This is a genomic window from Exiguobacterium sp. Leaf187 (genome assembly GCF_001423925.1).
GTDB lineage: Bacteria > Bacillota > Bacilli > Exiguobacteriales > Exiguobacteriaceae > Exiguobacterium_A > Exiguobacterium_A indicum.
The window spans coordinates 1-7,748 of the sequence record NZ_LMPR01000010.1; the positions used below are offsets into that span (position 1 = coordinate 1).

Genomic DNA, 7,748 nt, shown 5'->3' on the forward strand with positions numbered 1-7,748 from the left:
GTGAGGATAGGACGTTGCCAGGCACTTGACCGATCTGCAGATTGCAGGTCGGTCTTTTTGTGTTATGTGAAACTTCAGACTGTTCTGATTATTGGTCGAGTCATTGACATGACACCCTCTGCTTGTTACCATAACATCAATATTCTTTTATAAAAGAGAAAGCGAGTGGATAACATGTGGGAGAACAAATTTGCTAAAGAGGGTTTGACGTTTGATGACGTCTTACTCGTACCCCGTCGTTCGAGTGTCTTGCCGCGCGACGTTGATTTATCTGTCACGCTATGTGAAGGGATCACACTTAATATTCCGTTGATCAGTGCTGGGATGGATACCGTCACAGAAGCACCGATGGCAATCGCAATGGCACGTCAAGGTGGTCTTGGTGTCATTCATAAGAATATGTCAATGGAAGAACAAGCAGAACATGTCGATCGCGTCAAACGTTCTGAAAATGGTGTCATCACGAATCCGTTCTATTTGACGCCAGAGCGTCAAGTCTACGATGCTGAGTATTTGATGAGTAAGTACCGCATCTCTGGTGTTCCAATCGTTAATAACGAAACAGAGCGTAAATTAGTAGGGATTTTGACGAACCGTGATCTTCGTTTCGTCAAGGATTACTCGACTGTCATTGAAACGGTGATGACGACAGAAGAACTCGTGACAGCAAAAGTTGGTACGTCCCTTGCTGAAGCAGAACAGATTCTCCACAAACATCGCATCGAAAAGTTACCACTCGTTGATGAGAACGGTGTATTAAAAGGGTTAATCACGACAAAGGATATCGAAAAAGTCGAACAGTATCCACATGCTGCGAAAGATCAGTTCGGACGTTTACTCGTCGCAGCAGCTGTCGGCGTAACGAAAGACGCTTCGACACGTGCAAAGTTCCTTGTCGATGCAGGTGTCGATGCACTCGTCGTCGATACGGCACACGGTCACTCAGAAGGTGTTCTTCTCAAAGTACGTGAACTTCGTGAAGAATATCCAAACTTACCAATCATTGCGGGTAACGTTGCGACGGCAGAAGCAACACGCGATTTAATTGAAGCCGGTGCATCTGTCATCAAAGTTGGTATCGGACCTGGTTCAATCTGTACGACACGTGTTGTCGCAGGCGTCGGTGTACCACAAATCACAGCCGTCTTCGATTGTGCGACAGAAGCACGGAAACATGGTGTCTCGATCATCGCTGACGGTGGCATCAAGTATTCAGGCGATATCGTAAAAGCACTTGCTGCTGGCGGTCACGCTGTCATGCTCGGAAGCTTACTTGCAGGAGTAGAAGAGAGCCCAGGTGAGATGGAAATCTACCAAGGACGTCAATTCAAGACGTACCGTGGTATGGGTTCTGAAGCATCGATGAAACGCGGTAGCCAAGATCGTTACTTCCAAGAAGCAGACAAGAAGTTCGTTCCAGAAGGAATCGAAGGACGTGTCGCTTACCGTGGTAAACTCGGCGATTCGGTGTACCAACTCGTTGGTGGTATTCGTTCAGGTATGGGATACTGTGGCGCTGCAACGTTAGAAGAATTGCGTGAAGAGACACAGTTCATCCGTATGACGGGCGCTGGTTTGCAAGAGAGCCACCCGCACGATATTCAAATTACAAAAGAAGCATCGAACTATACACGTCAGTAAACAAAAGCCTCGTCTTTCTTTAGTAGAAAGGCGAGGCTTTTTTCATGATGATTTACGCAAGTCCCACGCATCCATCAACAATCGTAATCCTTCCGTCAACTCTTGCTCAGAGAGACTTGCAAATCCAAGGACGATTTGAGGTGTACCAGAGAGAAGCGGTAACTGGGCATATTGAGAAAGACCATATACTTGGATGCCTTGTTGTTGTGCCCGCGTTACGAGCTCCGGCTCGGTCATCCCGTTCGCTACGGAAACGACGACATGGAGTCCCGCACTTTCGCCGGTCAATCGTAAGGCCGGAATCCGGCGAAGTGATTGGATTAAGACGTCGAGCTTGCGACGATAAACTTTACGCATCCGGTTGAGATGTCGTTCAAAGTCGCCCTCTTTCATGAAGCGCGTCAAGATCGTTTGATCGAAGCGCGAGACACTGCAGGTATAGTGTGATAGTTCTGTTTGATACCGAGCGCGTAAGACTTCGGGTAAGACCATATAACCGATCCGTAGTGAAGGCATGAGAGATTTTGAGAAAGTACTCATGTAAATGACACGATTGCTGTCCATGTTGTGCAAAGACGGAATCGATTTGCCGCTGTAGCGGAATTCGCTATCATAGTCGTCTTCGATGATAAAGCGGGTCGGATCCATCGCCGCCCAGTTCAACAACTGATGTCTTCGGTTGACGGATAAGATGCTACCGGACGGAAATTGATGTGCCGGTGTGACATACATGACATCGACGTTTGATTCCTGTAAGTGATCGATCCGTAATCCATTTGCATCAACACGAATCGGTTCAATCATGCGTTCATGATTTTCAAGTAAGAGGCGTGTCGTATGATAACCGGGATCCTCGATACCGTATGTGACGTCGCGTCCCAGTAAGAAGAGGACGAGCGGCAACAATTGCTCGACACCTGAACCGACGACGATTTGTTCAGGAGAACAGACGACACCACGGGAATGATAGAGATAGGTCGCAATCTCTTCGCGTAGCGCTAGATCGCCTTGCGGATGACCGAGTGAGACAAGTGGGTGGTGATCGGTATCGATGATATCTTTGGCATACTTTCGCCAACGAGCGAACGGGAAAGAGATCCCTTCAATCTTACTTGGATGAAAATCATATGTGATGATTGGTTTTTCTTTAGTGACACGTGGTTCGATGACGGGTGAGGTTTTAACGTAAGCGAGTTCCTCATAGGCAAGAACGAAGTAACCTTTACGTGAGATGGATTCGACATATCCTTCTGCGACGAGTTGTTGGTAAGCAAGCTCAATCGTCGTTTGACTTAAGTTCAAAAATTGACCGAGTTTTCGTTTAGATGGTAATTTCGTGCCGTATGCTAAACGACCGGCAATGATTTCATTTCGGATCTGTTGATAAAGTTGTTCATAAAGTGGTTTTTCCTGATTACGCGTGAGTTGAAATGATAGCATGTCCATCTCGTCTGACTCCTTCTTCGTAAACTGACCTGTTGAAATCATCATAAACTGATACTTTTAAAAGTGTCAACATTCAGTATACTAAAGGAGTGAAAGTCAACCAAGGGGGAATGGATATGGAACGTCAACAAGGAACGGATCGTGTCAAACGTGGAATGGCTGAAATGCAAAAGGGTGGCGTCATCATGGATGTCGTCAATGCGGAACAAGCGAAGATTGCGGAAGCAGCAGGTGCTGTTGCAGTCATGGCACTTGAACGTGTCCCGTCTGATATTCGTCGTGACGGAGGCGTCGCACGAATGGCAGATCCATTGATTACGGAAGAAGTACTCGGAGCGGTCTCAATTCCCGTCATGGCAAAATGTCGGATTGGTCATATCGTCGAAGCGCGTGTTCTCGAATCGATGGGGGTCGATTTCATCGATGAGAGCGAGGTGCTGACTCCGGCAGATGAACAATATCATTTACTGAAGTCGGAGTTCACCGTGCCGTTCGTCTGTGGCGCACGTGATCTTGGGGAAGCTGCTCGTCGCATCGCCGAAGGAGCCGCGATGATTCGGACGAAAGGTGAACCTGGAACTGGGAACGTCGTCGAAGCCGTTCGTCATATGCGACAAATTCAAGCACAATTGAATCAGATTTTACATGTCAGTCCAGATGAATTGATGACATTTGCAAAAGAATGGGGTGCTCCGTACGAAGTATTACGTGATATTCGGACACAGGGACGTCTACCGGTCGTCAACTTTGCAGCCGGAGGAGTCGCGACACCAGCTGATGCCGCACTCATGATGCACCTAGGGGCAGATGGTGTCTTCGTCGGATCGGGGATCTTTAAATCAGAACACCCAGAACGTGTCGCTCGAGCGATTGTCGAAGCCGTGACGTACAAAGATGATTTTGAACGGATCGCGTCTTTATCCAAAGGACTCGGAACAGCAATGAAGGGAATCGATGTCACATCGATGCCATTTGAGGAACGGATGGCGACACGCGGATGGTAATCGGTATTCTTGATGTTCAAGGTGCGGTCCGTGAACATCGACAGCAGCTGGAAGGTCTTGGTGTCGATGTCGTTCTCGTCAAACAAGCGAGCGATCTCGAGAAACTGGATGGACTTGTCTTACCAGGAGGCGAATCGACCGCGATGCGTCGATTGATCGAACGCTATGAATTACTGGAACCGCTTCGGGAAAAAGCGGCGACGTTACCGATGTTCGGAACATGTGCTGGAATGATTCTACTCGCAACCGCTGTCGAAGCAGGACAAAGCCATCTCAACGCGATTTCGATGACGGTCCGTCGGAATGCTTTCGGTCGACAAATCGATTCATTTGAAGGATTGCTACCGGTTGAAGGAATTGAGGAACCAATCGAGGCAGTGTTCATTCGAGCACCATTGATTCTGTCTGTCGGGGAAGGAACACGAGTGATTGCGAAAGTCGAAGAGCAAATCGTTGCTGTCGAGACATCGCTACACCTCGCGTGCTCGTTTCATCCTGAATTAACGGAAGATAATCGTTTACATCAGTATTTTTTACAAAAAATCAAACAGCGGCAATCCGTCCGTTCATAAAGCGTGGAAGCATCTGACAGTCTCTACTGTCGGATGCTTCTTTTGTGCTACACTATTCGTACAATGAATGATTAAGTGAGGGAGAGACACGATGAAGCGAATCTTGCTACTCTGCCTGAGTATACTGATGCTCACAAGTTTTCCTATGACGGGACAAGCAGCACCTTTGATTCAAGCAGAGTCTTACATATTGGCCGATGCGGTCACAGGGAAAATCCTCCTTCAATCGGAAGCGGATGTTTCTCTACCACCAGCTTCGATGACGAAGTTGATGACGCTTTACCTCGTCCGGCGACAAATCGAACTCAAAAAACTGACGTGGGATCAAAAAATCATACCAAGCAAGAAAGTCTTAAAACTAGCAAAAACGTCTGGTATCACTCGTGTACCAGTAAAACCAAAAACATATACGGTTCGCGAAATGTATAATGCGGCGTTCATTCAATCAGCTAATGATGCAGCGGTCATGCTAGCCGAAACCGTCGCTGGTTCAGAAGCGACGTTCGTTGAAAAGATGAATGAGACAGCAAAACAGTTCGGAATGAACGACACGGAGTATGCGAACGCGTCTGGACTTGATGCTGTCGATGCGACCCTTCCAGGAACGAATTTGATGACAGCGACCGATATCGCGTTACTTGTCATCCGTTATATCAAGGATTACCCGGATGTCCTCGATGTGACGAGCAAAGCACAGATGAAACTCGATGGAGAAGTCTTGAACAACTCGAATAAGATGCTAGCGAAGGAAAAATTCGCATATGCTGGCATGCGAGGAATGAAGACGGGAATGACCGATTTAGCTGGTTACTGTTTTGTTAGTGTGACGACACGAGATAACATGACGCTTGTTACAGTCGTGATGCGAACGGATTCGGATCAAGCCCGTTTTCGGGAAACGAAAAAACTACTCGATTATGGCTTTGCGACGTTCGAACCACTAACGTATTACGGAAAAGGAGAACGGATTAAAGACGTTCTTCCGATTAAAGGGGCAACCGTCCGTAAGCTAGATGTCGTCACGGAGGGCTCATTGTATGTGACGGTATCGAAGCGAGCATCGACACGGGAACCACGGTTTGATTTCTCTAAAACGACGGCACCCGTCACAAAACAAGAAGTCGTCGGAACGGTGCAAGTCGCGGATGACGGTATATATCTACCTGGTTTTGAAACACCACGCGTGAATTTGTATAGTGCAACTGCCGTTCAACTCGCAAGTGTACCGACGCGTCTCGTCCGCGCTTGGACGGCTTGGTCGAAGCGAATTGAGCAAGCGATTCAACAATCGGCTCTTGTCAACCTCCAAGGCGATGGTGTAAAGTAAAGCTAATCTCATAAAGATGCTATGAACGGACCAAGTAGATGTATCGATACTGTTAAGAGAGCTAGTGGGTGGTGTGAACTAGTCAGATCGATGGATTGAATCGAGCCGGATCGCACACCTTGCGAACAAGGTGCGGGTACGCCCGTTATCGCGTCTTAAGTTGGCTAGATGTGTCTAGCAATGAGGGTGGCAACGCGGATCCAGGTGATTCGTCCCTTTTCGGTAGGAATACCGGAAAGAGACGAGTCGCCTTTTTTTATGACATAGAGGAGGAATTACAGATGATTGATATTAAACGATTACGCCAAGATTTTGACGCCATTCAAGAAAAGTTAGCGCACCGAGGAGAGGACTTGACGGACATGAACCGTTTCCTCGCACTTGATGAGAAACGTCGAGAATTAATTGCGCGGACAGAAGTATTGAAAGCAGAACGAAATGAAGCAACGAAAAAAATCGCTGAACTGAAACGTAATAAGGAAAATGCAGATGAAGCGATCGCTGCGATGCGAAGTGTCGGAGACGAAATCAAGACGCTTGACGACGAGTTACGTGAAGTCGAAGCGACATTGAACCAACTGCTCCTTGGTATCCCGAACATTCCACATGATAGCGTACCAGTCGGTTCTTCTGAGGACGATAACGTCGTCGTGCGTGAAGTCGGGGACAAACCAGCGTTTGATTTCGAAGCGGTTCCACACTGGGATTTGATGGAGCAATTAAAAATCGTCGATGTCGAGCGTGCCGGAAAAGTCACAGGTAGCCGTTTCGTCTTTTACCGCGGAGCGGGTGCGCGTCTTGAGCGGGCATTGATTAACTTCATGATGGATCTTCACCAAGATCAGCACGGCTACACAGAAATCTTACCACCACTTATGGTCAACCGTGACTCTATGACAGGAACAGGACAATTGCCGAAGTTCGAAGAGGATGCATTTAAAGTCGAAGAAACGAACTACTTCCTCGTACCGACAGCAGAAGTTCCGGTGACGAACATGCACCGTGAAGAAATCCTAACAGCTGATCAGTTACCGATTGGTTATGCAGCGTACAGCCAATGTTTCCGTTCAGAAGCAGGTTCTGCCGGACGCGATACACGTGGATTGATTCGCCAGCACCAATTCAATAAAGTTGAGCTCGTTCGTTTCGTCAAGCCAGAAGAGTCTTACGAACAACTCGAATTGTTAACGGGACAAGCGGAAACAGTCTTGAAAAAGCTGAAGCTGCCGTATCAAGTATTGAGCATGTGTACAGCTGATCTCGGGTTCACGGCTGCGAAGAAATACGACATCGAAGTCTGGATGCCAAGCCAAGGCGTCTACCGTGAAATCTCTTCTTGTTCAAACTTTGAAGATTTCCAAGCACGCCGGGCGCAGATTCGTTTCCGCCGCGAAGCGAACGCAAAACCAGAATTCGTTCACACGTTAAACGGTTCTGCCCTTGCAGTTGGTCGGACAGTAGCTGCGATCTTAGAGAACTACCAGCAAGCGGATGGATCAGTTGTTATTCCAGAAGTGCTTCGTCCATACATGGGTGGTCTTGAAGTGATTCAAGCTTAAGTCAGAAGGGGGAGTAATCCCCCTTTTTGTATTTTAAAAAGTTTTTTTAGAAAAGGTCTTTACACGTTAAAAGGCAGATGCTATCATAATTAATGTCAGGAAAACAACCGAGTCATAACATTGTTATGAGAAGTACGGAGGCGTACTCAAGTGGTTTAAGAGAACGGTCTTGAAAACCGTCAGGCGGCGAAAGCCGTGC

6 protein-coding genes and 1 other annotated feature are annotated in these 7,748 nt (G+C 47.5%); of the genes, 5 read left to right on the plus strand and 1 reads right to left on the minus strand.

Annotated features, from left to right (window positions below; genetic code table 11):
- Nucleotides 1–174 precede the first annotated feature (174 nt).
- Nucleotides 175–1,641, plus strand: a complete 1,467-nt coding sequence (gene guaB, locus ASF99_RS13930; protein ID WP_029343029.1) for an IMP dehydrogenase — start codon at nt 175–177, stop codon at nt 1,639–1,641.
- A gap of 42 nt (nt 1,642–1,683) precedes the next feature.
- Here the strand turns inward: guaB and pdxR are convergent, their stop codons facing one another.
- Complete coding sequence (gene pdxR / locus ASF99_RS13935; protein WP_055969534.1) at nt 1,684–3,087, minus strand: MocR-like pyridoxine biosynthesis transcription factor PdxR; 1,404 nt, start codon at nt 3,085–3,087, stop codon at nt 1,684–1,686.
- A gap of 116 nt (nt 3,088–3,203) precedes the next feature.
- Here pdxR and pdxS point away from each other — a divergent pair, with 116 nt between their 5' ends.
- The 4 genes from pdxS (at nt 3,204) to serS (ending at nt 7,549) form a co-directional block, all read left to right on the plus strand.
- Nucleotides 3,204–4,091 (plus strand): pyridoxal 5'-phosphate synthase lyase subunit PdxS, encoded by an 888-nt coding sequence (gene pdxS, locus ASF99_RS13940; protein WP_023469872.1) that lies wholly within the window; start codon nt 3,204–3,206, stop codon nt 4,089–4,091.
- Nucleotides 4,085–4,663, plus strand: coding sequence for a pyridoxal 5'-phosphate synthase glutaminase subunit PdxT (pdxT, locus tag ASF99_RS13945; RefSeq protein ID WP_055969536.1), 579 nt, complete (start codon nt 4,085–4,087; stop codon nt 4,661–4,663). The genes pdxS and pdxT overlap by 7 nt, the downstream gene beginning before the upstream one ends.
- 91 nt (nt 4,664–4,754) lie before the next feature.
- Entirely contained in the window at nt 4,755–5,990 is a 1,236-nt protein-coding gene (locus ASF99_RS13950; RefSeq protein WP_055969539.1) for a D-alanyl-D-alanine carboxypeptidase family protein, read from the plus strand.
- Between the two features lie 12 nt (nt 5,991–6,002).
- Nucleotides 6,003–6,210: a binding site (T-box leader), on the plus strand.
- 61 nt (nt 6,211–6,271) lie between these two features.
- Nucleotides 6,272–7,549: a serine--tRNA ligase gene (gene serS / locus ASF99_RS13955; RefSeq protein ID WP_023469875.1), complete on the plus strand. Its 1,278-nt coding sequence runs from the start codon at nt 6,272–6,274 to the stop codon at nt 7,547–7,549.
- Nucleotides 7,550–7,748 lie beyond the last annotated feature (199 nt).